Consider the following 23,127-nt stretch of genomic DNA (forward strand, 5'->3'; position numbering starts at 1 on the left):
AACAGAGGATGGAATCATGCAAGGTACTTGCGCAAGCCCCGAGGAGATGAATACACAGCAACGCGCCGCGCATGTTCGCCAAGTGGTGCTGGCCCGGGGCGATGAATTGCGCAGACGCTACCCGTTACTAAAGCACCAGGATGCCCTGGGCGCAGGAATTCTGGCCTTCGCCCTGGCCGCGATGGTCGGATCGGCAGTGCTCTACATCGAGGGTTACCTGGCCTGGTGGGGGTGTCTGCTGCTCAATGCGTTCTTCGCCTCGCTGACCCACGAGCTGGAGCACGACCTGATCCACAGCCAGTATTTTCGCAAGCGGCGGTTGCCCCACAATCTGATGCTGGCATTGGTCTGGCTGGCGCGGCCGAGCACCATCAACCCCTGGATACGGCGCCATCTTCACCTCAATCACCACAAAGTCTCGGGCAGTGAGGCCGATATCGAAGAGCGGGCCATCACCAATGGCGAACCCTGGGGCTTCACCCGGCTGCTGATGGTGGGCGACAACATGATGGCGGCCTTGATCCGCCTGCTGCGCGCGCCAGGCGCCAGGCGCAAGCTGGGCATCCTCGTGCGCACCCTGGCCGTGTACGCGCCGCTGGCCCTGCTGCACTGGGGCGCCTGGTATGTATTCCTGGGCTTTCACGGGGCCAACGGCGTTGCCGCCCTGCTGGGGAGTCCGATCCCGTGGTCCCAGGACACCCTGTGGCTGATGCACCTGATCGACATCGCGGTGGTGGTGATCATCGGCCCCAACGTGCTGCGCACCTTCTGCCTGCACTTTGTCAGTTCCAACATGCACTACTACGGCGATATCGAGCCGGGCAACGTGGTCCAGCAGACCCAGGTGCTCAACCCCTGGTGGCTGTGGCCGTTGCAGGCCTTCTGCTGCAATTTCGGCAGCACCCACGGCATCCACCATTTCGTGGTCAAGGAGCCCTTCTACATTCGCCAGATGACGGCGCCGGTGGCGCACAGGGTGATGGCTGAGATGGGGGTGCGTTTCAACGACTTCGGCACCTTTGCCCGGGCCAATCGGTTTCATCCCGTGGAGCAGGCGCAGGAGGATGCAGGCGCTGGTGTGCGGGCCTAAGCCTGTAGGAGCCGGCTTGCCGGCGAAAGGGCCCTGGCGTCTTGCATCGCCCCGGAGGACGCCTTCGCTGGCAAGCCAGCTCCTACACGTGCAGCGGCCGGTTCATGAGCGGGCCAGCGTTTGTGCTGTCAGTCGGGCTGGAACGGCGATTCGCTGAGGATCACCCCGGTTTCATCCACATAACGCTGCCACTCTTCCAGCAACGTGCGCAGTTTCTCCGGCTGGCTCTGGGCCAGGTCATGAATCTCTCCCGGGTCCTGGCCGAGGTCGTACAGCTGCCAGGTCGCCGGCCCCACCGGGCCCGGGATATACACCGCTTTCCACTGCCCCTGTCGAATCGCCCGGCGGCCGAACAGCTCCCAGCCAGTCACCGTGTGTTCGTCATGCACCTGGGCGGTTTCCCCGGAGAGAAAGCCCAGCCACGACTTGCCCCGCAGCGGCGCCACCTCACGGCCGTGCCAGCGCTTGCCCGGGTGGCGCACGCCGGCCAGGTCGAGCAGGGTCGGGGTAATGTCCATCACGGTGCCGAAGCCATGGCTGATCTGGCCCTTGAGCGACAGCTGCGGGTAGTGCAGCAGGGCCGGTACACGAATCCCGCCCTGGGTGGTGAACGCCTTGAATAGCCGCGACGGTGCGGTGGCCGCTTGGGCCCAGGCCGGTCCGTACCAGACGTAGGAGTTGGCTCGGCCGATGTTCTCCAGGCGGTTGTCGTAATGCTGGTTGAGGTAGGTCAAAAGCTCCGGGCCGAACTTGGGAAAGGCTTCGAGCAAGGCGCCCTCGGCGCCGTTGTCGGACATGAACAGGATCAGGGTGTTATCCAGCTGGCCCTGCTGGCGCAGGTAATCCACCACCCGGCCGATGTTCCAGTCCATGCGCTCGACCATCGCCGCATACACCTCCATGGCCCGCGCCGAAACCTGCCGTTGTTCCTCGCTGAGGGCATCCCACTCGGCGTTCAGATTGATCAGCGGATGGGGCTCGACGGCTGTATCCACCAGTCCCAGGGCCTTGAGTTTTTCCAGGCGCTCCAGGCGCAGTACCTCGGGGCCGGCATCATAGCGACCGCGGTATCTGGCAACGATTTCCTCGGGTGCCTGCAGTGGCCAGTGCGGCGCCGAAAACGGCAGGTAGGCGAAGAATGGCCGAGTCTGGTCGCGCTCCTTGAGGTACTGCAAAAGTTTGTCGCCGAAGGCGTCGGAGGAATAGAAATCCGCCGGTAGCTCATCGATGAAACGGTCGTCCTCGATGTACAGCGCCGGAGTGGATTTCAGCAGCCCGGGGGTGCGTTCGTCATAAGTCGGTTCGAAGGCGTAATGGTTGGCCGCTCCCGGCAGCAGTGAGAACGAACGCTCGAACCCACGGGCATGGGGCGCACGCTCGGTGGTCAGCCCCAGGTGCCACTTGCCGCTCATCAGGGTCTGGTAGCCGGCTTCGCGCAGCAACTCCGGCAGGGCCACCACGCGGTCGTTGAGGTAACCCTCGTAGCCGGGTTTGCCGATCAGTTCCGGGGTCAGGGCCTCGGCCATGGTGCCGATCCCGGCGATGTGGTGGTCGGTGCCGGTGAGCAGCATCGAACGGGTTGGCGAGCAGGTCGGGGCCGTGTGGAAGTCGGTCAAGCGCAGGCCGTTGAAGGCCAAGGCATCGAGGTTCGGCGTGGCGATCTCGCCGCCAAAGGCACCGAGATCGGAAAAGCCCAGGTCGTCGGCCAGGATCACCAGGAAGTTGGGACGTTGCGGCATCGGGTCACTCCTGTTCAGCAAGCAATGAAGGTCAGTGGCAGGTTGCGGATCTGCACCGGCGGCGGGGCCTGGTAGTGATCGTCGCTGGTCAGTTCGTGGAGCAGTTCTTCACGCAACTGATGGAAATCGAAACTGCTGCGTAGGCGCGGGTGGGGCAAGCCCACCTGGACCACGCGCTTGATCCGTCCCGGGCGCGGCTCCATCACCACCACCCGGTCGGCGAGGAAAATCGCTTCCTCGACATCGTGGGTCACCAGCACCGTGGTGATTTTTGCCCGCTCGCGGATCGCCAGCAGCTCGTCCTGCATCTGCTGGCGGGTCAGGGCGTCGAGGGCGCCGAAGGGTTCGTCCAGCAGCAGGATCCGTGGGCTGGCCACCAGGCCGCGGGCGATGGCCACTCGTTGCGCCATGCCGCCGGACAGCTGGTGCGGATAGGCCCGGGAAAAATCCCCCAGGCCCACCAGGTCGATGAAGTCGTCGATCCGCCGTTGCCGCTCGGCGGTGCTCAGGGCCTCGTTGACCAGGCCCAGGCCGATGTTCTCGGCCACCGTCAGCCAGGGGAACAGCCGGTGCTCCTGGAACACGATGCCGCGTTCACTGCCGATGCCGGTGACGGGCTTGCCGTCGATGCGGATCTCGCCGCGAAACTCGGTGTCCAGGCCGATCAGCAGGCGCAGCAGAGTGGACTTGCCACAGCCGCTGGAGCCGACGATGGCGACGAATTCGCCCTCGGCAATGTCCAGGTTGAACTCACGGATCGCCTCCAGCTCGCCACCGGCGACAGCGAAGGTCTTGCCCACGTGATTAAAACTGACCAGGGGTGCGTTCATGCGTGTCTCCAGCGAGTGGCGCGAATTTCCAGGCGTTGGCCAATCAGGTTCAGCAGGGCGCCAGTGAGGCCCACCAAGAGCATGCCGGCCATGATCAGGTCCATGCGCAGCAGCTGTTGGGCGCTGATCATTTGGCTACCGATACCGCCGTTGGACGGCATGAAATATTCGGCGCCGATGGTGCCCAGCCAGGCGTAGATCAGGCTGATGCGCAGGCCGGCGAAAATCCCCGCAGCGGCGCCGGGCAGCACCAGCCGTCGCAGCCGCTGCCAGAGGTTGAGGCGCAGTACCTGGGCGGCTTCCGCCAGTTGTGGTGACAGTTGCGCGACGCTGCGCTGGGTGGCGATGAACAGTGGGAAGAAGGCTGCCAGGGCGACGAACACCCACTTGGCCAATTCGCCAAGGCCGAACCAGGCGGTGAGCAGCGGCACCCAGGCGAAGATGGCGATCTGGCGGATAGCGGCCAGGGTCGGCCCCAGCAGACGTTCACTGAACCGCGACAGGCCCAGCAGCAGGCCAAAGGCAAAGCCCAGGCCGCCACCCAGGAGCAGCCCACCGAGGGTGCGGCCCAGGCTCAGGCCCATGCCCCCCAGCAGGCTGCCGTCCAGCAGGCCGTCGAAGGTAGTGGCGAGCACCTGCAGCGGGCTTGCCAGGATGTTCGCGTCGACCCACTGCTGATCGCTTGCCAGTTGCCACAGGGCCAGCAAGGCCAGGGGCAGCAGCCAGGGTTGCAGGCGTTGCCAGCCCTCATAGCGTGGACCACGGCGGAATTCGGCAGTGGCCGGGTGTGGCCAGTGCACCAGCCGGCGGTCCAGCCAGCCGATACCACGGTCCATGAACACTCCCAGCAGGCCGATCACCAGGATGCAGACAAATACGATGTCCAGCATGAACAGCTGGCGCGCCCAGACCATCAGGTAGCCGATGCCTTCGCTGGAGGCCAGCAGTTCCACTGCCAGCAACGAGGTCCAGCCGGTGGCCAGGGCCAGGCGCACCCCGGCCATGAACGCCGGCAGCGCGGCGGGCAGCACCAGGCGGCGAATCAGTAGCCGCGGCGGCAGGCGCAGCACGGCGGCGGCTTCGCGCAACTTGGGTTGTGCATCCCGCACGCCCACCAGGGTGTGCAGGGTCACGGGCACCACGATGGCCTTGATCAGCACCACCAGCTTGAGCACTTCACCGATGCCGAAAAACACCATGAACAGTGGAATCCAGGCCAGGGTCGGAATCTGCGCCAGGGCGCCGAAGGTCGGAAAGACCAAGCGCTCCAGGCGTTGGCTGAAACCCAGGGCGCCGCCCAGCAGGGCACCGGCGGTGATACCCGCCAGCAAGCCCCAGAACAGCCGTTGCAGGCTGATCGCCAGGTGGCTCCACAGTTCGCCGTGAGCCAGTTCCAGGGCGCTGCTCCAGACCAGCGCCGGGGACGGCAGGATCTGCTCGCTCATCCATTGATTACGACTGGCCAGCCACCACAGGCTGAACAGTCCCAGGGGCAGCAGCCAGGGCAGCAGGCGCTGACTGACCAGGGGCCAGCCCGGGCGTCCGTTGGACGGCGCCGCCAGGGGCAGGCTGAGCAGGGAAACACGGGCCATGGATGACCTCCGTTGTCGGGTACTGCATGGCGTTGGTCGATGCCGTAGGAGCTGGCATGCCAGCGAAACAGCCCTTGAGAGCGCTGCAGGGTCTGTGGGCCTCTTAGCCGGCAAGTCGGCCCTGCTTTATATTCGTTTATGGTCTATTAAAATTCTTATCGATTCTTTTTAGGGATAAGAGCAGCCATTTAAGGCTTCTCGCCAACCGGCATCCAATGCATTTGAAGAATATTTTTCATGCATTTCATGCATGTCCCCGGGGACGCCCGTGGCAGCTGGTTTATTCAATATGGTTATTAAAATGTGAATTTATAGTATTTAAATGTTGATCAATTCCGTGCCTACCTTCTGCTCCTCACAGCCTTTGCCACCAGGAGCCGCACCCATGAACCTTCCCTTCAAACGCGTGATCAGCCTGTTCGCCGCACCGGCCCTGGCGGGACTGCTGGGCTACCTGCCGCTGCTGGCCCAGGCTGGCGAGCTCAAGGAAATCCGGATTGCCGTGCCCGACCTCAGTGCCGGCACCCAGCACAGCGGCGGCGGGGTGGTGGATGTGCTGCGCCAGCAACAGATCTTCGAAAAGGCCTTCGCTGACCAGGGCATCAAGATCCAGTGGAATTTCTTCAAGGGTGCGGGGCCGGTGATCAACGAGGCCTTTGCCAACGGCCAGGTGGACCTGGCCTACCTGGGGGACTTGGCGGCCATCATCGGCAAGTCCAACGGCCTGGACACGCGCCTGCTCAGTGCCTCGGCGCGTGGGGTCAAACACTACTTGGGAGTGGTTCCGGGTTCCGGGATCAAGACCCTGGAAGACCTCAAGGGCAAGCGTGTGGCGGTGTTCCGTGGCACCGCCACCCAGCTGTCCTTTGATGCGGCCCTGGCCAGCCGAGGCCTGAGCGAGAAGGACCTGAAGGTGGTCAATCTCGATTTCAACGCGGCGGTGGCAGCCTTGGCGGCCAAGCAGATCGACGCCTCATGGGGCAGCACCGGGCTTTCGGCTCTGCGTAGCAAAGGGCTGGCCGAGCTGCCGTTGAGCACCAAGGATCTGGGCGGCGCCGGCAGCGTGCAGAGCGTGCTGGTGGGCGCGGGCAAGTTTGTCGACGAGCATCCAGAGGCGGTGGAGAAGTTGCTCAAGGCTCAACAGCAGGCCGTGCAATGGCTGACCCAGGACAGCAACAAGGACGCCTACATCCAGCTGGTGTCCGGCTTGGCCAGCTACCCGCCGGTGATCTTGCAGGATGACCTCAAGGACCAGCGCCTGAGCGAGATCTTCCCCTCGACCCTGGACCCGGTATTTCTCGGCAAACTGCAGGACTCGGTAGACCTGGCGGCCAAGGAACGGTTGATCCGCAAGCCGTTCAAGGTGGACGCCTGGGTTGCGCCGCAATTGGCGGCTGCCGGTCTTTGAGGTCGACGCCATTCGCCGGCAAGCCGGCTCCTACGTAACCCTGGAGCCGGCTTGTCGGCGAGGGCGGTCTTGAGGGCCTCTTCGCTGGCAAGCCAGCTCCTACGGTCGGTGGGGATATCGTGCGGGATCTTGTAGGAGCCGGCTTGCCGGCGAAGCTGTGCTAGACGGCGATGGCGTGGTTCTGCTGATCCACCGCCACCAGCACCTCGATCATCTTGCGCGCCGCCGGTGACAGGCGGAATCCGCTGCGGCTGACGATGCCGCAGCGGGCGTTCAGGCTGTCGATATTCTGCGGCAGGTTGCGCCAGTGCAGCAGCACCAGCGAACCCTGCTCGATGTCTTCGGCAAAGGCTTCGGCGGTGCCCACGCCAATCGCGTTGGACTGGCGGACAATCTTCACCAGGGCCGGAAAATGCTCGGTCTCGATGCTCGGCGAAAAATCGATGCGCCCACTCAGGTTGGCCAGCAGCTTGCGGATGCCCGGGGGGATCAGGGTGGTGGCCAGGGGGTAGTCGAACATGTCGTTGGTGGACAGGCTTTCCTTGGCCAGCAACGGGTGCCCCGGGCGGCAGAAGAACACCCCGCGCTTGGGCGTCAGGGCCTGGGTCTGGTAGTTCGGGTCGGCCTCGAAATGACGGATGTCGGCGATAAAGAATTCGATCTCCTCGCGGTTCAGGCTGCGGCTGAGTTTTTCCCAGTTATCCACGGCAAAACAGGTGCGCACTTTCGGGTGTGCACTGGTGAATTGCGCCACGGCGTCGGGCACCAGTTTCACCGCCGGCGCCGGGCCGCAACCGAAGCGTAATTCGCCGGCGTCGAGCTTGGTCATCCGTGTCACTTCACTGCTCAGCAACGCTGCGCCCTGGACCAGGCTCAAGGCGTGCTGCAGCACCACCTGGCCTTCCGGCGTGGGGCGCAGATCCTTGTGCGCACGGTCCACCAGCACGCAACCGAACTCCTGTTCCAGGCCCTGGATACTGCGGCTAAAGGCCGGCTGGGTGATGCCCATGGCGTCGGCGGCGCGGACAAAACTGCGGTGCTCGTTGAGGGCGATGAAGTAACGCAATTGGCGAAGATCCATATGCTTTCCCGGCATCCGAAAAATAGCTCGAAGGCATTTGCGACGAGTAAGGAATGAGGTTTTAAATGCAAGCTCTTATTCCGTCAACGAAGCATGTGATTATCTATTAGACCTAAATAGAATATAGATAGAGCGTTGTTTCGCTGCGGCTCCAACCGCAAGCAGTCAGATGAGGGTGTCCCCGATGAGCAATGCCGCATTAGCCGTTAAACCCGCTGTCCATGCCCTTGAGATCCACCCAGTGGCCGGTCGTATCGGCGCCGAGATCCGTGGCGTGCAACTCTCTGGCGAACTCGACGCCGCCACCGTGGAAGCCATCCAGCAAGCGCTGGTGCAGTACAAGGTGATCTTCTTCCGTGGCCAGGCCCACCTCGATGACCAGAGTCAGGAAGCCTTCTCCCACCTGTTGGGCGAGCCGATAGCCCACCCCACGGTGCCGGTGCGCGATGGCACCCGCTACCTGCTGGAACTGGACGGCGCCCAAGGCCAGCGGGCCAACTCCTGGCACACCGACGTGACCTTCGTCGACGCCTACCCGAAAGCTTCGATCTTGCGTTCAGTGGTGGCCCCGACCTTCGGTGGTGACACGGTCTGGGCCAATACCGCCACGGCCTATAACGAACTGTCGGTGGAACTGCGGGAACTGGCGGACAAGCTCTGGGCGGTGCACAGCAACGAATACGACTATGCCGGGGCCAAGCCGGATGTCTCGGCGGAAAAGCTCGAGCGTTACCGCAAGATCTTCACCTCCACGGTCTTCGAGACCGAGCACCCGATCGTTCGCGTGCACCCGGAGAGTGGGGAGAAGAGCCTGGTGCTGGGGCATTTCGTGAAGCGCATCAAGGGTTATTCCCAGGCCGATTCGGCGCACCTGTTCAACCTCCTGCAAAGCCACGTCACGCGCCTGGAAAACACCGTGCGCTGGCGCTGGACCGCCGGTGACGTGGCGATCTGGGACAACCGCTCGACCCAGCATTACGCGGTCGATGACTACGGCACCCAGGACCGCATCGTGCGCCGCGTGACCCTCAAGGGCGATGTGCCGGTGGGCGTGCATGGCCAGCGCAGCCAGACCACCAAGGGCCTCTGAGCGCCCCAACCCCCTACCGCATGAAAGGTGCACATCGGGCCTGCCGTAGGAGCTGGCTTGCCAGCGAAAGCGCCCCCGAGAGCGATGCAAGATTCAAGGGCCTCTTCGCCGGCAAGCCGGCTCCTACGAGAATTCATGCGATGAACCTGCCCGCCGTAGGAGCTGGCTTGCCAGCGAAAGCGCCCCCGAGAGCGATGCAAGATTCAAGGGCCTCTTCGCCGGCAAGCCGGCTCCTACGATAATTCATGCGATGAACCTGCCCGCTGTAGGAGCTGGCTTGCCAGCGAAAGCGCCCCTGAGAGCGATGCAAGATTCAAGGGCCTCTTCGCCGGCAAGCCGGCTCCTACGAGAATTCATGGGATGAACCTGCCCGCTGTAGGAGCTGGCTTGCCAGCGAAGGCGCCCCCGAGAGCGATGCAAGATTCAAGGGCCTCTTCGCCGGCAAGCCGGCTCCTACAGGATGGAAGGTGGCCGGGGTTACCACACGCCGATCTGCACCAGCTTTTCGCTGTGCGGTTCGCCGTAGCGAAAACGCTGGCCGCGCAGGTCGATCTCTTCATGGCTGATGGTGGTGCGGCGTTTCAGGCCCCGCAGCCATTGCAGCAAATACCCCAGGTGTTCTTCGCGCACCGCGGCATAGGCCGGGTCGGCCCCCAGGTCATTCAACTCCTGGGGGTCGTTGTGCAGGTCAAACAGCTGCGGGCGGAAGCCGTCATAAGCCAGGTATTTCCAGCGTTCGCTGCGCACCATGGTCATGCGGCAGCGGTCGATGGGCTGGCCCAGGCGTTCCCGCGCCGGGGCCTGGAAGGCGTAGTCGTATTCGCTGATGGCGTAGCGGCGCCAGTCGGGTGCCGCGCCGTGCAGCAATGCAATCAATGAGCGTCCTTCCAAGCGATGTTCGGCCCCTGGCAGGCCCAGGGCATCGAGAAAGGTCGGCAGGGCGTCGATGGTTTCCACCAGGCGTTCATCCACGCTGCCGCGGCTGATGTCCGCCGCCGCGCGCGGGTCGCGGACAATCAGCGGTACGCCCACCGCCGGTTCCAGCAGGAACTCCTTTTCCCCCAGGTAATGGTCGCCGAGAAAGTCGCCGTGGTCGCTGGTGAAGACGATCAGGGTGTCGTCCCAGCGGCCGTTGCTCTGCAGGAAATCAAACAGCCGGCCAAGCTGGTCGTCCACTTGCTTGATCAGGCCCATGTAGGTGGGCACCACGTTCAGGCGCACCTCATCCCGGGAGAAATTCAGGCTTTCTTCATGCTGGCGAAAGGCGTGATAGACCGGGTGGTCGCTGAGCTGCCCAGGCTCGGCGCGCACGGCTGGGATGACCTGCTGCGGGCCATACAGGGCGTGGTACGGAGCCGGCGCGATATAGGGCCAGTGGGGCTTGATGTAGGACAGGTGCAGGCACCAGGGCTGCTCGCCCTGTTCCTGGATGAAGTCGATGGCGCGGTCGGTTGTGTAGACGGTTTCCGAATGTTTTTCAGCGACCCGGGCCGGCAGGTGGGCGTTGCGCATCTTCCAGCCGCTGCGGATTTCCCCCTGCTCGCCGGCGCCGGCGTTGGCCCAGTCGTGCCAGGGGTTGCGCCCGTCGTAGCCGAGGTCGCGCAGGTAGTGGGTGTAGGGCGCCGACTCGCGCTTGTCGTCGAACACCGGGTCGTCGGGGTAGATGCCGTCATGGCGGAAATAGGGCTCGAAGCCGACTTCGTTGAGCGCCTCGGCCTGTTGGCTGTCGGGGTTGATGGCCAGGCGTTGCAGGGCGTCGAGGTTGGGCGTGGCGTGGGTCTTGCCTACCAGCGCGGTGCGGATGCCGTGGGGCCGCAGGTAGTCCCCCAGGGTCAGTTCTTCCAGGGGCAGGGGCACGGCGTTCCAGGCCACCTGGTGGCTGCTGACGTAGCGTCCGGTGTAGGCCGACATCCGCGACGGACCGCAGATGGTGCCCTGGGTATAGGCGCGGCTGAAGCGCACCCCGGCGGCGGCCAGGCGGTCGATGTTGGGGGTATGCAGGTGTGGGTAGCCGTAGCACGACAGGTAATCCCGGCGCAGTTGGTCGCACATGATGTAGAGCACGTTGCGCACGGGTTTGGGGGTATTGGACATGGGGCTCACCGAAGACAGGACAGGCGAGGTTTTTCGCCTTCGGCGGGGGCTTCCGGCAAGCGCATTTGCCGAATAGTTTCGATGCGTTTCATGCAATGCGAAGGCCCCCGCGGTCCTATGGTGCCTGTAGGAGCTGGCTTGCCAGCGAAGGCGGCCACGCGGGCGGTGCAGAGCTTGAGGGCCGCTTCGCCGGCAAGCCGGCTCCTACGGTGGGAGGCGGCCACGCGGGCGGTGCAGGGCTTGGGGGCCTGTTCGCCGGCAAGCCGGCGGGCGGGCAGTTCACACGGCGAGGTTGTCCAGGTTGCATACCTCTTCGTCCTGTTCGTCGATGCGCTTGATCTCGTCGATCATCGCCGCGGCCAGGGGCGACAGGCGATAGCCGGCGCGGCTGACGATGCCGTAGCGGGTGTAGAGCTCTTCCAGGTCATCGGCCAGGCCGTCGATCCTCAGGCACACCAGTTCGCCCTTGGCGTGGTGCAGGGCGTCGCTGTAGGAGCCGACGATGCCGATGGCGTCCGAGCGCAGCACCACCCCCAGCAGGCTGTAGCTGTTTTCGCATTCCACGTTGGGGGTGAAGTCCGCCTTGCCGCTCAGGTCGACAATCACCTTGCGCAGGTTCGGCGGGCGGATGGTTACCGCCAGCGGGTAGCTCATCAGTTCCCCGGCGCTGACGCTTTCGCGCTGGGCCAGGGGGTGCCCGGCGCGGCAGCAGAAATGCCATTTGCGCGGGCGCAGGCGCTGGGTCAGGTAGTCCGGGTCGGCTTCGAAGTGGCGGGTGTCGGCGACGAAAAATTCGAACTCTTCGCTCAGCAGGCGTTTGCTCAGGCTTTGCCAGTCATCCACCTGGAACTGCACCCGGGCCTTGGGGTAGCGCCCGATAAAACTGCCGATGGCCCGGGGGATCAGCCCCGCGGCCGGCGCCGGGCCACAGCCGAAACGCAACTCCCCCGCCTCCAGGCCATTGAACTGGCTGATCTCGTTGGCCATCTGCTGGGCGCCGCTGACCAGCCGGCGCGCGTGCTCCAGCAACAGCTGGCCCTGTTTGGTCGGCGCCAGGTCCTTGCGCCCGCGATCCACCAACTGGCAGCCGACGCTGTGTTCCAGGGCCTGGATGCTGCGGCTGAAGGCCGATTGCGAGAGGTTCACCGCCGTCGCGGCCGCGACAAAGCTGCGCTGTTCGGCGAGGGCGATGAAGTGACGGAGCTGGCGCAGGTCGATATGCATTTTTCACATAAAAAATATCGGGGAAATGCATTGGCTATGCATTAGGTCGACTCCTTATAAAGGCAATCTCTTATGCAGTAAATCTTTGTAAAAACATAAATAAATAACTTTAAGGAATATACGAGGCTGTATATTTTCTGACCAGGAGCCGCCCATGAGTCCGTTTTCCACTGCGTCACCCCTCTCCCCCCGGCGGCTCCAGCGCTTGCCGCTGGCACTGTTGCTGGCCGGCAGCGCCAGTTGGACGCCGAGCTGGGCCGAGGACGCCCCGGCGGCTCCAGCACCGCCGGCCAAGAGCAGCGCGAACAAAACCAAGGCCGACGACGGCCAGTTGCAGACGGTGACCGTCACCGCGCGCCGGCGCGAAGAAAGTTCGCAGAACGTGCCCACGCCGATGAGTGTGATCGGTGGCCAGGCTCTGGAAAGCCAGCGGGTCTATCGTATCCAGGACCTGCAGCAGCTGGTGCCCAGCGTCAACGTCGCCTATATGCATGCGCGCCAGTCCAGCGTGTCGATCCGTGGCCTGGGCAACAACCCGGCCAGCGATGGCCTGGAAGGCAGCGTCGGGTTGTACATCGACAACGTCTACCTGGGGCGGCCGGGAATGGCGGTGTTCGACCTGATGGACATCGAGCAGCTGGAAGTGCTGCGTGGTCCCCAGGGCACGTTGTTCGGCAAGAACACCACCGCCGGGGTGATCAACATCAGCACCCGGGCGCCGAGTTTCACCCCGGAGCGCAGCATTGAGACTTCCCTGGGCGAGGATGGTTATTTCCAGACCAAGGGCACCATTTCCGGGCCGTTGAGCGATGAGCTGGCCGGGCGCTTCTCGGCCTACCGGACCCGCAGCGACGGCGACATCAAGAACGAATACGACGGCCACGACCTCAATGGCGGATCGCGCCAGGGCTTTCGCGGGCAACTGCTGTACAAGCCCAACGACAGCTTCAACCTGCGCTGGATCGGCGACTACAACGAAGAGGATTCCAGTGCCGGCACCCGGGTGCTGTACAGCACCGGGCCGACCATCAACGGCACCAACATCTATGAGTCGCGGGCCGCGGCCGCCGGGGCGACCCTGGTCAACGGTTCGCACCGCAAGGTCAACCTCGACAGCGACCAGCATGTGACGGTGTTCCAGGGCGGCACTTCGCTGGAGGCCAATTGGACCCTGCCCAGCGACTTCACCCTGACCTCGGTCAGCGCCTACCGCTGGTGGAATTTCACCCCGCGCAACGACGATGGCCTCAACGTTCCGGCCAGCTACAACGCCGGGGTCTCGGTGGAAGATAAACAGTGGTCCCAGGAATTTCGCCTGGCCTCGCCCACCGGCGGCTTCTTCGACTACGTGCTGGGCGCCTACTACTTCGGCTCCGACCTGGACAACAAGTCCTTCGCCTATTACGGGCCCAAGGCGGACATCTGGAACGGCACGCCCAATGGCGCCTTGAGCAATGTCACCAGCATCGGCAACGGGCACATCCAGACCAACAGTTTTGCGCTGTTCGCCCAAGGCACCTGGCACCTCACCGACCGCTTGGATTTCACCGCCGGACTGCGTGGCACCTATGAAGAGAAAAGCGCCTGGGTCACCCGCAATGCGCCGCTTGGTGGAGCGACGGTCAGCGGCGCCGCCGCCAACGCGCGGCGTGGGCGCAGCGGCGCCTATGATTCCGGCGATTTGAACCAGTACAGCACCAGCCCCTCGGGCCTGCTCAACCTCAGCTACCGCTTCACCGATGATTTGCTGGGCTACGCCACCTTGTCCCACGGTGAGAAGTCTGGTGGGGTCAACCTGGCCGTGGGCTCGGCACCCACCGCCGGAGCCGACTCGCTGTTGATCGGCACCGAACGCGCCAACAACGCCGAACTGGGTTTCAAGAGCACCCTGTGGGACAAGCGCCTGCAACTCAACGCCAACCTGTTCTGGACCCAGGTCAACGGCTACCAGACCAACGCCTACGACTATGGCAACCGCGTGCAGTACCTGACCAACGCCGGTTCGGTGCGCTCGCGCGGGGTGGAAGTGGAAAGCACCCTGGTGCCGATTCGCGGCCTGACCCTGAACCTCAACGGCTCCTATAACGACGTGCGCTACCTGTCTTACAAGGATGCGCCGTGCCCGCCGGAAGTCAGCCTGCGTCCTGGCGCCCCGGCCTCCTGCGACCTCAGCGGCCACCAGGTGGTGGGCGCCTCGAAATGGATCGGCAACGCCAACGGCGAGTACAAGTGGAACCTCGACAACGGCCTGGAAGAGTACGTCACCGCCAGTTACGCGTTCCGTTCCAAGGCGGTGGGCACCGTGGAGGATTCCGAGTACGGGCAGATCCCCAGCTACGCCGTGGTCAACCTTTCTACCGGCCTGCGCGGCAACTACGAACAAGGTCAGTGGGACGTTTCGCTGTGGCTGAAAAACGCCTTCGACAAGACCTACTACACCACCCTCTGGACCGGCGGCAACGGCGGCTATGAGGGGCTGTTGGGCACACCGCGAACCTTGGGCGTGACTGGTCGCTACGATTTCTGACACCTGGCTTTACGCACCTCGCGCCGGGTTTGCCGGCGCGCTTCGACCTGAACAGGAGTACTTGTCATGCTGCGCGTCAACACCGCTTTGCCCCTGCTGCTGTCCGCCACCTTGCTGGCCTCGGCGGTGCAGGCCGCCCCCAGCGTCTATCCCACGGGGGTGACCCGCTACGACCCGGACAAGGCCTATAACCAGTACGTGATTTTCAGTGGTGCCGATAAACAGACCCACCTGATCGACATGAACGGCAACGAGGTCAAGAACTGGCCGCAAGCGGGTTTTCCCTCGGCGATCATCGACCCGCAACTGGTGGGCGGCGAGCGTGGTCGGGTGCTGTTGCAGCTCAAGGACAAGGAGCCGGGCCCGCTCGGCTCGGCGGGCAATGGCCTGGGCAACCAGAGCGTCGGCGAGCTCGACTGGAACGGCAAGGTGCTCTGGCAATGGGGCGACCAGGCGCCAGGCGGTGCGGCCCAGCAGCATCATGACCAGCGTCGCCTGAGCAACGGCAACACCCTGGTGCTGGCCAACAAGGTGCACAAGGTAGCCGGGTTCAAGGTGCCCCAGGTGATCGACGACGCGATATATGAAGTCAGCCCCCAAGGCCAGGTGCAATGGCAGTGGCTGGCGTCGGCACATCTCAAGGAATTCGGCTTTACCCCGGCACAGTTGAAGCTGGTGTATGGCACCGACAACCCGGACTACCTGCACATCAACAACCTCAGTGTGGTGGGGCCGAACCGTTGGTTCGATGCCGGTGATAAACGCTTCGCCCCGGACAACCTGCTGATCGATTCACGCAACGCCAACTTCATCGCCATCCTCGACAAACACAGTGGCAAGGTGGTCTGGCGCCTGGGGCCGAACCTGGCGCCGAGCAACCCCAAGACCGCGAACAAGGTGCCGCGTCCGGTGGATCAGTTCGTCGGCCAGCACGACGCCCACATCATTCCCGCCGGCTTGCCGGGGGCCGGGCATTTACTGGTGTTCGACAATCAGGGCACGGCGGGTTACCCCTCGGTGCCTCTGGGGCTGATCGCCGGGTCGCGGGTGCTGGAGATCGACCCGATCAAGAATGAAATCGTCTGGCAGTACAGCGCCGCCAGTTCCAAACAACCGGGCTGGGCCTTCTACAGCTCGTTCATCAGCAGCGCGCGGCGCTTGCCCAACGGCAACACCCTGATCGACGAAGGCATGAACGGGCGTTTCTTCCAGGTCACCGCGGCTGGCGAGATCGTTTGGGAATACGTCAGCCCTTACCTGGGCAAGGCCCCAGGCAGCGAGGCCATCAGCAACTGGGTGTATCGCGCGTTGCCGGTGAGCTACGACTGGGTGCCCAAGGACACGCCACGCTCGGAAACCGCCGTGAGCGTGCCGGAGTCGGGGTTGAAACAGGCCAGCGCAACGCCCGGAATCTGAGGGCTGTGCCTGAGGGCGTGGACACGGCGCTCAGAAGTAAAAGAACAGCCCGGTGTCCTGTGCCAGAGCCAGTTGATTGAGCGCGATCAGCCTGTGGATAACTCCATCCCCGGGCATCGCGGCCTCCGTCAGGATCGAAAGGGTCATGGCCAGGGCTTCCCGGCCCTGGATGGAGGCGTCCTCGTAGTCGTCGATCAGGGTTCCCAGGGCGTGGTTCAAGCGTGGCAGGAGGTTGCTGCGGCACAGGGCGGACCATTGCTCTGCGCACAGGGCCAATTCCTCCAGGTCGCCCGGCAGGCATTGGTCCAGATCCAGGCGCTGCATGGCGGCTTTGCTGGTGGGCACGACTATCCATTTCAGCGGCGCGTTCATGGCTGCCACAACTCGACGAAGGCCTTGAAGTCGGGAGCGACCGGGTAGCGGCTGGCGCTGTCGGGATCGAAGACTTCCACCGCCACGCTCGGGCTGTTGAAGTCCAGGCAGATCAGCAGGCCACCGGCATCCCGGGCAATCGGCAGGCAACCTTTGGCCAACCCTGGCACGCGGCCGGCGCTGGCGTACCAGAGCAGGGTCCAGGGTTCGTTGCCCAGGGAGAAGTCAAAGAACTCACTGATGCAGGCGTAGCCGCTGCCATGGGGGAAGGTGCCGACCCCCGGTGTGGCGGCTTCGGCGTACCTGACCAGATCCAGATACAGCGCTGGAAACTCGACCCCGATGCGTTGCTGCACCTGGCTGATGATCTGCTCATCGACCGCTGATCCGGGCTCTATTTCCCAGGCACTCCAGTCCATGCTCATGGTCGGCACTCTTGTTCCCGTTGGTGGGTTGCGCCTGCTCGGTGGGTGATCGAACAGGCGCCGGGGGCCGATTGTAGGCGTGCCGCCAAGGGCTGTGCAAAGCCGGCGGTAGCGGGCTATTTACAGCTGTGGCCTTCGGGCAGGGTGACGGTGTATTTGCGTTGCACCCGGTTGCGAAAATCCAGGTTGTCCAGGCTTTCCTGCACCAGGAAATCCTCGACCTTGGCGTCCTGGCAGTCTTCGTTGTAGGACGAGGCCCGCAGCAGGAACACCGTGCGCCGACTCAGCTCATCCTTGGCCTTGATATTGAAGGTCGAGAGGGTGGTATAGCCGGTGCGCTCCGAGCTGCCGATCGCGCCGTAGGACATCGTTGGGGTGCTGGTGCACACGGTCTGCTGCTTCTTGCCGGGAATGCACGTGGTTTTGGTGCTGCTGGGCACCTGGCCGTAGTCGGTGGCGGTGTAGCGGTAGCTGGTCTTTTCACTGCCCACGTCGAGGGTGAAGTTCATGCGCAACGGCGGGTGGTTCTTTGGCAGCGACGTTTCCGTGTAGACCTGCTTGAAGCCCATGCCGTGGAGGGCGGCGACCATGTCGCGCAGGTAGTAGGTGGCGTTGAGGCCGTGGGCATCGTTGGCGCCGTTGACGGTCACCAGCACGGGAGCCTTTGGGTCGAAGTAGTAGTCGGGGGCGGGAGTGGCGGCGATCGCCACTTCGAGTTTATTGGCGCAGCCGGTCAAAAAACAGGCAAGCAAAAGCAGCGGGCAGAGCAGGTAGCGAGTCATGAATAAGCCAACGTGCAACGTGATGAATGGATAAGGCTTTAACGAACGGGACTCGGATCAAACAAACGCGGGGGCGTTACGCGGGCTCGCTCGCCTGGTATTCCAGGAGGTCGCCGGGTTGGCAGTCGAGTGCGGCGCAGAGTTTGTCGAGGGTCTCGATTTTCATCCCCTTGACCTTGCCATTTTTCAGCAACGACAGATTCGCCTCGGTAATGCCCAGGATGGCGGCGAGCTCTTTCGAGCGAATCTTGTTTTTAGCCATGACAACGTCAAGCCGAACGATAATGGTCATCTCATTGTTCTATATGTAGTGACTGTGCTCATCACTGAGGACTTTGGCGTCGCGCATGATAATGGAAAATGAGCAGAGCAAGATTCCTTTGACCACCTCATAGGCGGCGTAGGACGAGAAACCGGCGGAAATCTGCAGGATGCGTTGGCCCGGGGGCAGGTCGAAGGACAGTGCCAGGCCTTGCAGGGTCTCCACCATGGGGAACGTCGCGGGTGCGATGATCCATAGCATGCCGACGCGCCAGAGGATGCTGATGTTGCGATCGCTCCAGGTTTCACCTCGGGACAGGCGCAGGAAGAATACGCCGGTCAGCCAGAGGGCGAAGCTCGATACCAGCAGCGGCAGGAAGTCGAGGATCACCAATAGGGTGAAGCTCAGGGAGGAGAGTTTGAAGTCGGCTTCCATCAGGCGCGGCGAGTGTTCGGCGAATACGCTGAGCAGGGCACCCAGGACCTGGTCCTTGCTGTAGATCCAGAGGCCGGCGTTGCCGCCCAGCTCCACCACGCCCATGACCCAGGCCAGGATCGCGGCCAGCAGGCCGACCCTTCGTAAGCGGTATTGGGCTGAGCCATTTATTTGGAGGTTCATGCGTCATTCCTTGCAAAACTTGGGGGGTGGCGAATTATTGATAAGTAATTATCGAATTACAATAATTTATTTCTCTGGGATTGTGTTCGGCTAATAGCCCGGAATGATGTTGTGGCGAGGGAGCTTGCTCCCGCTCGGGCGGCTTTGGTTTTTGCCCTCCCGGTCAACCCTGGGAGCAGCGTCTCTTTGATTTTCTGCAATGTCTGCTATACGTTACATTCAATCAATTTTGTTGCGTATACAGAACATGGACTACTTTCTGATCACCGTGCGCCTTGGCGAGCAGGTTCGCCAGCGTCGTCTGCATCGTGGCCAGACCCAGGCCAGCCTGGCCGCCTTGGCCGGCGTGACCCGGCAGAAGGTCATCGCCATCGAGCGGGGCGACTTGTCGGTGGGCATGGCGGCCTATGCGCGAGTGCTGGGCGCCCTGGACTGTGAATTCACCCTGGTGCCTGCTGCCATGCCTACATTGGACGAGATCCAGGGAGTATTCGACTGATGACCGCGGTACTGCAGGTCGCAACCCCTGCCGGTGAGAGTGGGAGAATCCACCGTGGCGCTGGCGATTATCTGTTTCGCTACCACGATGACGCCCGGGCACAGGCAGCGATCAGTTTGCTGATGCCCGTGCGTCTGGATGAATACCGTTATCGGGAGTTGCACCCGATCTTCCAGATGAACCTGCCCGAAGGCTATGTCCTGGAGCAACTGCGCAACCGCCTGGCCAAGGTGGTGAAGGTCGACCCGATGTTGCTGCTGGCGCTGTCCGGCAGCAGCGCGCCTATCGGGCGGGTCGCGGTGAGTTCGCCGCAAGTCGATGGGCTGTTGCAACGACAGCGGTTCCCCGGGGAGAAACTGCAAGAAATCCTTGCGTGGGATGGCACCGAGGACATCTTTGCCGACCTGGTGGACCGCTACATCCTGCGTGCGGGGATATCCGGCGTGCAGCCCAAGGTGATGGTGCCGGAGCGGCATGACGCCGCGTTGCAGCGTTTTACCTCGAACACCTCGGAGTTGATCATCAAGAGCGGCCGGGACGAGTTTCCGGGGTTGGCGATCAACGAGTTTCTATGCATGTCGGTGGCCAGGGAGTCGGGGATTGCGGTGCCCGAGTTCTACCTGTCCGATAACGCCAAGCTGTTCGTCATGCGCCGCTTCGACCGGGACGAGCAGCTCGATTGCCTGGGGTTTGAAGACATGGCGGCGTTGATGGGGCTGGGTGCGGAGCAGAAATACAGCAAGAGCTATTCGGCCATTGCCAAGGCCGTCCGGCTGTTCTGTCCGCCTGAGCATGTGCCGGGTTCACTGGCGCAGTTGTTTGCCATGGTGAGCTTGAGCTGCATCGTGGGTAATGGCGATGCCCACCTGAAGAACTTCGGGCTGTTGTATTCCGACCCTGGCCAGCGCGATGCGCGGCTGGCGCCGGCCTACGACATCGTCAACACCACGGCGTACATCCCGCAGGACGTGCTGGCCCTGGATCTGCTGGGCAACAAGTCTCTGTTTGCTTCGCGGCAGGGGTTGCTGGAGTTTGCCAAGGTTTGTGATGTGGCTCGTCCGCAGGAGGTTATTCGTGGGCAGTTGCAAGCACTGGAAAGGGTGTTGAGCCGATCGGCTGAATGGGGCGAACGGGCACCGCATGTCGTCGCGGCGATCCGGCAATGTGCCGAGCCCTTTATGAAAACCTTTGGCTAGTACCCGCCTGTACGCTGCGTCGGAGTGCCGCCCAACTTGTTCTGGGCTTTCGGCAACTCCTGTAAAGAGCTCAAGCCACGATTTTTCTGATCCTTTGACGGTGACGAGGGAACTTGCCTCGCTGGGGCGCGTGCGATCCTGAATCATCTGTAGGGGGGCATATCCGTTGCTGCGGTTACGGCGGCGGGCGGTTTCGCCCTTACGGCGAGTCACTTTGGAAAGAGCCCAAAGTAACCAAAGGCTCTTGCCCCTCCACTCGGTGCCTCGCCTAGGCTCGGCATGCCCGAACTCCGGCATTGATCCGTGGGCCGCCGCCACAGGCCATCCATGGCCTGGGGCGGCTAACCCGGCATCCTTGCCGGGTTACCCACGGCTCAATGCCTGCGTTCGGCCATCGTGGTTAAGGGGGCAGGAAGATCAAGATCAAAAGCCAAAGCAAGACGGCGGCCTTGCGGCCGGCCTGAGGATGGGGTCGGCGTACTCCCTGTAGGAGCTGCCGAAGGCTGCGAACGGGTTGGGCGGCACTCCGACAGGGCTCACGGCCAGAAGCCGCGGTGTAGCAGGCCAAACATGGGCGCAGGTTTTGCGGCTGCTTCGCAGCCGTTCGCAGCCTGCGGCAGCTCCTACGAGAAGCCAGAGCCGGTCAGTCGCGTATCGGTTCGAGCAAGGTGAATGACAGGTTTTTAATCCGCATGTCGGTGCTGTAGCTGAAACCGACCCGGGCCTTGGGATGCAGATTGGCGGGCAAGCGATAGCTCTCCCAGGCGTTGAGCATGCGTTGCCCATCCGCTGATGGCCTGCGCTCCTCCGATTGCAGGGGCGTGCCCAGCAGGGCGCGAATGTCTGCGCGGCTCATGGTGCGTGAGAAGGGCGCCGGCAATTCACCGGTATAGAACCTGCGTCCCTCTTCAAGTGGCAGCACATCGATAATCACCTTCTCCAGCACCAGGTTGTCTTCCCAGAAGTCCAGTACCAGGCCGGGCTCGACGAACACGGTGAGCCATTCGAATTCGTCGTAGATCTTGTCCGTCGGGCGCTCGATGCTGGCGCCTTGGGCGAGCAGTTGTTCGTAGGTGAGGCCCATGCCCTGTACCAGGCGGCTGATGGTTGCGGCGTCCATTGGTGCTGCGTGTCCTTGATTGAGTGTGCGCTGTTTGTCGCGAGGGGATTCTACGTGGCGCCGGGGCGAAACTCTCCAGGAGCTGTCGGTGATGAGTCGGCGACAGGTCCGGGTCTCAACCCGGTCTGATAGCTGGCGGGGCTGAAGATTCGGGTCAACAGCAGCATCGCCAGGACGCCGACGATCAGCACCCACCAGGCGCTGACAAAGCTGCCGGTGACTTGCCGCAGCCAGCCGCTCAGCCACGGCGAGACGGCGTTGATCAGAAAGCCCACGCCCTGGACAAAGGCCGCCAGTTGCCCGGCTTCCCGAGGGTCGCGGCGGTGATCCAGGGTCAGGATCAGGCTCAGGGCAAAACACGCCCCCAGGCCGAAGCCGATCAGCGCCACCCACAGGTGCGGGCTCTGCAATGGCCACAGCACCAGCCCGAGAAAACCCACGGCCTGGGCCGTGAGGCTGATGCCCAGTAGTGGTCGGCGGTCGCTGCTGCGCTGGGCCAGGGCCGGCATCAGCAGGGCGGCGGTCACTTGGAAAAGGGTCATGAAGGCCAGCAGCGAGCCGCTCTGGGTGGCGCTCCAGCCCATCTGCAGGTAGTAGGCCGGTAGCCAGGCCACCATGCTCATGTAGCCGCAGTTCACCAGGCCGAAATACAACGCCAGCAGCCAGGCGCGACGGTTGCTCCAGAGCCCGGTCGTGGAGGTCAGCTTGCCATGGCGACGCCCGGCACCCAGGGGCAGGCATACCCAGAGCAGCAGCGCGGCCATGGCCGGCAACAGCCAGATACCCAGCCCCACTTGCCAGTTGGCGAAGTGGTTGGCCACTTGCGGGCTGAGCAGGGCGGCAATGCCACCACCGCCCATCAGCGCAGCCGAGTAGACGCCCATGGCCAGGGCCACACGCTGCTGGAATTGGCGTTTGATCAACGCCGGTAGCAAGGCTTGGATCAGCGCCACGCCGGCACCACCCAATAAAGCCGTGGCCAATAATGCTGCTGCTTGGCCGAAGAACAGCCGCATCAGGCAGGCCAGCAGTACCAGCAACAGTCCCAGGGAGACGCCGCGTCGTTCACCCAGTCGCGCTTCGATCCGTACGCCCAGCAACGCCACCAGGCCCATGCAGATCACCGGCAGGCTGGTGAGCCAGGCGCTGCTCTGGAAGCTCAAGCCGGTGGCGCCACGAATCTCGTTGAGCAGCGGGCTGACCGAGCTGAGGATCGGTCGCAGGTTGAGGCCCAGGCACACCAGCAAGGCCCAGCCGGCCCAGCGCTGGAACGGAGATTCAGTTCGCTGCATGGCGCTCCTGCCAATCCTGATAGAGGGCGGTCATTGCTGCCTGGGGCAGGTGCAGCACTGGCAGGCGCTGGGCTTCCAGGGGCTTGCTCAGTTGCTGGTAGATGGCTGCGGTGGACAGGCCGAAAGGCTGCGCCTGTTGATTGCTGGCGGCGAACACTGCGCGGGATACGCCGCACAGGTACATGGCGGCCAGGCACATGGGGCAGGGCTGGCCGCTGGCGTAGATCACGCAGTCGTCCAGGCGTGGCCCCAGGTGCTGGCTGGCGCTGCGGATGGCGAGCATCTCGGCGTGGGCGGTGGGGTCCTGGCTGAGGTGGATTTCATTCACCGCCTCGGCCAGCACTTGACCGTTGCGCACCAGCAGCGCGCCGAACGGGCGACCGCCCTGTTCGACATTGCGCCGGGCCAGGGCCACGGCCTGTTGCAGGAAGTGTTGGTCGTCGTTCATGAAGGACTCCGTTAGGGGCTGG

21 protein-coding genes are annotated in these 23,127 nt (G+C 63.4%); 7 read left to right on the forward strand and 14 right to left on the reverse strand.

Translation table 11 applies throughout. From position 1 onward, the window contains the following. Positions 1-16 precede the first annotated feature (16 nt). A complete protein-coding gene (locus tag GV818_RS00275) occupies positions 17-1,090 on the forward strand; it encodes a fatty acid desaturase (protein WP_161754002.1) in 1,074 nt (357 codons plus the stop codon). A 128-nt stretch (positions 1,091-1,218) separates the two neighbouring features. Here the strand turns inward: GV818_RS00275 and GV818_RS00280 are convergent, their stop codons facing one another. Genes GV818_RS00280 through GV818_RS00290 form a run of 3 tightly spaced genes read right to left on the reverse strand, consistent with a single transcriptional unit; the run spans position 1,219 to position 5,251 of the window. Further along, positions 1,219-2,829 carry an arylsulfatase gene (locus tag GV818_RS00280; protein ID WP_161754004.1) on the reverse strand — a complete coding sequence of 537 codons (1,611 nt, stop codon included), beginning with the start codon at positions 2,827-2,829 and terminating at the stop codon, positions 1,219-1,221. Positions 2,830-2,843: 14 nt separating this feature from the next. After that, positions 2,844-3,659: an ABC transporter ATP-binding protein gene (locus GV818_RS00285; RefSeq protein ID WP_161775585.1), complete on the reverse strand. Its 816-nt coding sequence runs from the start codon at positions 3,657-3,659 to the stop codon at positions 2,844-2,846. Continuing rightward, a complete protein-coding gene (locus GV818_RS00290) occupies positions 3,656-5,251 on the reverse strand; it encodes an ABC transporter permease (RefSeq protein ID WP_161754008.1) in 1,596 nt (531 codons plus the stop codon). The genes GV818_RS00285 and GV818_RS00290 overlap by 4 nt, the downstream gene beginning before the upstream one ends. Positions 5,252-5,636: 385 nt before the next feature. Between GV818_RS00290 and GV818_RS00295 the strand changes: the two genes are divergently transcribed. After that, a complete protein-coding gene (locus tag GV818_RS00295) occupies positions 5,637-6,659 on the forward strand; it encodes an ABC transporter substrate-binding protein (protein WP_161754010.1) in 1,023 nt (340 codons plus the stop codon). A gap of 160 nt (positions 6,660-6,819) precedes the next feature. On the opposite strand, the gene GV818_RS00300 is transcribed toward GV818_RS00295, so the two are convergent. Further along, positions 6,820-7,740, reverse strand: coding sequence for a LysR family transcriptional regulator (locus GV818_RS00300; protein WP_161754012.1), 921 nt, complete (start codon positions 7,738-7,740; stop codon positions 6,820-6,822). Positions 7,741-7,924: 184 nt separating this feature from the next. On the opposite strand from GV818_RS00300, the gene GV818_RS00305 reads away from it, so the two are divergent. Next, on the forward strand, positions 7,925-8,830 hold the full coding sequence (locus tag GV818_RS00305) for a TauD/TfdA dioxygenase family protein (protein ID WP_161754014.1): 906 nt from the start codon (positions 7,925-7,927) through the stop codon (positions 8,828-8,830). Positions 8,831-9,307: 477 nt separating this feature from the next. Here GV818_RS00305 and GV818_RS00310 read toward each other — a convergent pair whose 3' ends face one another. After that, on the reverse strand, positions 9,308-10,924 hold the full coding sequence (locus tag GV818_RS00310) for an alkaline phosphatase family protein (protein ID WP_161775586.1): 1,617 nt from the start codon (positions 10,922-10,924) through the stop codon (positions 9,308-9,310). Positions 10,925-11,203: 279 nt separating this feature from the next. Beyond that, a complete protein-coding gene (locus GV818_RS00315; RefSeq protein WP_161775587.1) occupies positions 11,204-12,148 on the reverse strand; it encodes a LysR family transcriptional regulator in 945 nt (314 codons plus the stop codon). Positions 12,149-12,302: 154 nt separating this feature from the next. On the opposite strand from GV818_RS00315, the gene GV818_RS00325 reads away from it, so the two are divergent. Together GV818_RS00325 and GV818_RS00330 are read left to right on the forward strand one after the other, a co-directional pair. Next, positions 12,303-14,675: a TonB-dependent receptor gene (locus GV818_RS00325; RefSeq protein ID WP_161775588.1), complete on the forward strand. Its 2,373-nt coding sequence runs from the start codon at positions 12,303-12,305 to the stop codon at positions 14,673-14,675. Between the two features lie 66 nt (positions 14,676-14,741). Continuing rightward, entirely contained in the window at positions 14,742-16,091 is a 1,350-nt protein-coding gene (locus tag GV818_RS00330; protein ID WP_161754021.1) for an aryl-sulfate sulfotransferase, read from the forward strand. Between the two features lie 30 nt (positions 16,092-16,121). On the opposite strand, the gene GV818_RS00335 is transcribed toward GV818_RS00330, so the two are convergent. The 5 genes from GV818_RS00335 to GV818_RS00355 form a co-directional block, all read right to left on the reverse strand. Further along, entirely contained in the window at positions 16,122-16,463 is a 342-nt protein-coding gene (locus tag GV818_RS00335) for a hypothetical protein (protein ID WP_178124654.1), read from the reverse strand. Then, positions 16,460-16,888 (reverse strand): SMI1/KNR4 family protein, encoded by a 429-nt coding sequence (locus GV818_RS00340; RefSeq protein ID WP_178124655.1) that lies wholly within the window; start codon positions 16,886-16,888, stop codon positions 16,460-16,462. The genes GV818_RS00335 and GV818_RS00340 overlap by 4 nt, the downstream gene beginning before the upstream one ends. A gap of 116 nt (positions 16,889-17,004) precedes the next feature. Next, entirely contained in the window at positions 17,005-17,670 is a 666-nt protein-coding gene (locus GV818_RS00345) for a hypothetical protein (protein WP_161754023.1), read from the reverse strand. A 76-nt stretch (positions 17,671-17,746) separates the two neighbouring features. Beyond that, the gene (locus GV818_RS00350; protein WP_016963103.1) at positions 17,747-17,962 is read right to left on the reverse strand and encodes a helix-turn-helix domain-containing protein; all 216 of its coding nucleotides are present in this window, start codon (positions 17,960-17,962) and stop codon (positions 17,747-17,749) included. Positions 17,963-17,971: 9 nt separating this feature from the next. Further along, positions 17,972-18,550: a hypothetical protein gene (locus tag GV818_RS00355; RefSeq protein ID WP_161754025.1), complete on the reverse strand. Its 579-nt coding sequence runs from the start codon at positions 18,548-18,550 to the stop codon at positions 17,972-17,974. Positions 18,551-18,797: 247 nt separating this feature from the next. Here GV818_RS00355 and GV818_RS00360 point away from each other — a divergent pair, with 247 nt between their 5' ends. Further along, positions 18,798-19,049 (forward strand): helix-turn-helix transcriptional regulator, encoded by a 252-nt coding sequence (locus GV818_RS00360; RefSeq protein WP_178124656.1) that lies wholly within the window; start codon positions 18,798-18,800, stop codon positions 19,047-19,049. After that, entirely contained in the window at positions 19,049-20,245 is a 1,197-nt protein-coding gene (locus GV818_RS00365) for a type II toxin-antitoxin system HipA family toxin (RefSeq protein ID WP_161775589.1), read from the forward strand. Before GV818_RS00360 ends, GV818_RS00365 begins: the two co-directional genes overlap by 1 nt. A gap of 643 nt (positions 20,246-20,888) precedes the next feature. Here the strand turns inward: GV818_RS00365 and GV818_RS00370 are convergent. From GV818_RS00370 to GV818_RS00380, 3 genes are read right to left on the reverse strand one after another with little or no spacing between them, the layout of a single operon-like run. Next, positions 20,889-21,365 carry a DUF6392 family protein gene (locus tag GV818_RS00370; RefSeq protein WP_161775590.1) on the reverse strand — a complete coding sequence of 159 codons (477 nt, stop codon included), beginning with the start codon at positions 21,363-21,365 and terminating at the stop codon, positions 20,889-20,891. 50 nt (positions 21,366-21,415) lie between these two features. Continuing rightward, positions 21,416-22,657, reverse strand: coding sequence for a CynX/NimT family MFS transporter (locus GV818_RS00375; protein ID WP_256679391.1), 1,242 nt, complete (start codon positions 22,655-22,657; stop codon positions 21,416-21,418). Further along, positions 22,644-23,105, reverse strand: coding sequence for a nucleoside deaminase (locus GV818_RS00380; RefSeq protein WP_161775591.1), 462 nt, complete (start codon positions 23,103-23,105; stop codon positions 22,644-22,646). The genes GV818_RS00375 and GV818_RS00380 overlap by 14 nt, the downstream gene beginning before the upstream one ends. Positions 23,106-23,127: the final 22 nt, after the last annotated feature.

This window comes from Pseudomonas sp. Fl4BN1 (assembly GCF_009908285.1).
GTDB lineage: Bacteria > Pseudomonadota > Gammaproteobacteria > Pseudomonadales > Pseudomonadaceae > Aquipseudomonas.